Source organism: Caballeronia terrestris, from assembly GCF_001544515.1.
Lineage (GTDB): Bacteria > Pseudomonadota > Gammaproteobacteria > Burkholderiales > Burkholderiaceae > Caballeronia > Caballeronia terrestris.
This window is the reverse complement of record NZ_FCOL02000297.1, coordinates 1-2,124: the sequence shown is the minus strand read 5'-3', so window position 1 is coordinate 2,124 and position 2,124 is coordinate 1. Positions and strand designations below refer to the sequence as shown.

3 protein-coding genes and 1 pseudogene are annotated in these 2,124 nt (G+C 61.3%); all 4 read left to right on the top strand.

Translation table 11 applies throughout. The features are described 5' to 3' along the window. On the top strand, window positions 1-159 hold a 159-nt coding region (locus tag AWB67_RS36760), incomplete at its 5' end, for an acyl-CoA dehydrogenase family protein (protein WP_268808167.1). 90 nt (window positions 160-249) lie between these two features. Further along, a pseudogene (locus AWB67_RS36755) lies at window positions 250-1,644 on the top strand (purine-cytosine permease family protein). A gap of 27 nt (window positions 1,645-1,671) precedes the next feature. Continuing rightward, on the top strand, window positions 1,672-1,845 hold the full coding sequence (locus AWB67_RS41210; protein ID WP_159965144.1) for a hypothetical protein: 174 nt from the start codon (window positions 1,672-1,674) through the stop codon (window positions 1,843-1,845). A 68-nt stretch (window positions 1,846-1,913) separates the two neighbouring features. Further along, the coding region (locus AWB67_RS36750) for a DUF3830 family protein (RefSeq protein WP_327367155.1) at window positions 1,914-2,124 on the top strand (211 nt) is incomplete at its 3' end.

Here is a 2,124-nt window from a genome sequence, read left to right as displayed (position 1 = left end):
GCGTTCGTCACCGACTCCGCGTTACAGGTTCACGGCGGCTACGGTTTCACGCGCGAGATGAGAATCGAGCGCCTCGTGCGCGACGCACGAATCCTGCGGATTTACGAAGGCTCTTCGGAGATTCAGCGCACCGTCATCGCCCGTTCGCTATTTGCGTGACGGGCCTTCGCCGATGCGCGATGAAGCTCGCAACACCTTGACATCGCATCATCCTTTTCACAGCAGTTCCTTACCGCTCAGGAGACGAGCATGGAACATGAAACCACGACATTCGCGGCCAATGCGTCGCTGATCGAGCGCCGCTCGATCGACTATATTCCCGACGCCGAGCGCCACGGCAATCTGTTCAGCCAGTTCACGCTGTGGTTAGGCGCGAACCTTCAGGTCACGGCGGCGACGTGTTCTGGTCGCTGATCGGGCTCCTGATCGGCCAGATCATCGGTGGCGCCGTGATGGCATTGCACGGCGCGCAAGGTCCGCAACTCGGCCTGCCGCAGATGATCTCCAGCCGCGTGCAGTTCGGCCTGTACGGCGCGATCATTCCGCTGGTGCTCGTCTGCGTGATGTACATCGGCTTCTCCGCGGGCGGCACGGTACTCGCCGGACAGGCGATCGCCGAGCTATTGCACACGGACAACACCACGTCGATCCTGATCTTCTCGACGCTGGTCGTGCTGCTCACGGGCCTCGGCTATCGCATCATCCATGCGATGGGCCGCTTGTCGAGCATCGTCGGAACGCTCGCGTTCCTGTATCTGTTCGCCAGCCTCCTCCACGGCCACGCGCTCGACACCCTGCTCGCGAACCGTCACTTCACCGTCGCGTCCTTCCTTCTTGCTATCTCGCTGTCGGCTTCGTGGCAGATCGCGTATGGACCCTATGTCGCGGACTATTCGCGCTATCTGCCGAAGTCGACCTCCGCGCTCAAGACGTTCTTCGCGGTTCAGCGGCACGGTGATCGGCGCACAGGTTTCGATGACCTTCGGCGTGCTAGCCGCGGCGCTCGCGGGCGATCGCTTTTCCGGACACGAGGTCTCGTTCATCGTCGGACTCGGCGCGACCGGCGCGATTGCCGCCGTGCTCTACCTCACGATCGCACTCGGAAAGCTTACGATCACCACGCTCAACGCATATGGCAGCGTGATGTCGGTCGCGACGATCGTCACCGGGTTCGGCGGACAGCGTGAGATATCGGCCCGCACGCGTCTCGTCTTCGTGCTGCTGAGCGTGGCGGCATCGAGCGGACTCGCGCTCGCCGGACAGCACTCGTTCCTGAAGGCGTTCTCTTCCTTCCTGCTGTTCCTGCTCGTGTTCTTCACGCCGTGGAGCGCGATCAATCTTGTCGATTATTACTGGGTCACGCGCGAGCGCTACGATGTGCCCGCCCTCTTCGACATCAACGGACGCTACGGCCGATGGAACGTCGCCGGCATCGCGGTCTATGCGGTTGGCGTGCTCGTACAGATGCCGTTCGTCGCGACGGGCTTCTACACGGGTCCGTGGGTCGACGCGCTCGGCGTGGACGTGTCGTGGATCGTGGGCATCGTCGTGCCTGGCATCCTTTACTACGCCGTGTCGCGCCTCGCGCGGTCGCCTATTCAGGAGCGGCTCATCGTCCCCGGTCCGATCACCGATGCGGACTAAACCAAGGCATTCGAACTGACCGACATCATGATCGAACCTAAGCCTGTCGATCGTCGCCTCGATCCTGCCCGCGCGAACCGCGCACCGCGCGGCCCGGAGAAAAGGTGCCTATTGCGCATCACCGCGCCGGTGACAAATGGCGCGCTGCATCTGGATACGGCAAACGCCCGCTCCATCGGAAAGCACCCGCTCGCCTCTTGAATTTCATATTCGAACTTTGATAGTCTCCGGCAACGGGGTTCGAATGGTCATTCCTCAATAGCCACTTCATGCACCTGTTTTTCTTTTGCATGGATGCGGCACAGATACCGAATTCGGGAGGCGACATGACGAGAATCAACGTAGAAGCCGGACCGTTCCACTTTATCGGGCGGCTTGAAGAAGAGAAGGCCCCGCTGACCTGTCAGCGCTTTCTCGAATTGCTGCCATTCAAGAACAAGGTAATCCACTCGCGCTGGAGCGGCGAAGCGGTGTGGATTC

What these genes read in the sequence shown, in the direction of transcription:
- AWB67_RS41210 (WP_159965144.1), top strand. Translation starts at nt 1,672, where the DNA reads ATGATCGAACCTAAGCCTGTCGATCGTCGCCTCGATCCTGCCCGCGCG.